Source organism: Flavobacterium potami, from assembly GCF_020026915.1.
Taxonomy (GTDB): domain Bacteria; phylum Bacteroidota; class Bacteroidia; order Flavobacteriales; family Flavobacteriaceae; genus Flavobacterium; species Flavobacterium potami.
The window spans coordinates 1-257 of sequence record NZ_JAINUY010000105.1 but is presented as its reverse complement, the minus strand read 5'-3'; the positions used below and the strand labels follow the sequence as shown (position 1 = coordinate 257).

Sequence of the window (257 nt, the reverse complement as noted above, 5' to 3'; positions counted from 1 at the left end):
CCAGTGGCTGCTCTCTGTACCGGCCATTGTAGCACGTGTGTAGCCCAAGGCGTAAGGGCCGTGATGATTTGACGTCATCCCCACCTTCCTCACAGTTTGCACTGGCAGTCTTGTTAGAGTTCCCGACATCACTCGCTGGCAACTAACAACAGGGGTTGCGCTCGTTATAGGACTTAACCTGACACCTCACGGCACGAGCTGACGACAACCATGCAGCACCTTGTAAACTGTCTTGCGAAAGGTCTGTTTCCAAACCG

Annotated in this window: 1 rRNA gene; it reads right to left on the bottom strand. The window is 53.7% G+C overall.

From position 1 onward, the window contains the following. A 16S ribosomal RNA gene (locus tag K6T82_RS24905) occupies positions 1 to 257 on the bottom strand; the annotation flags it as partial.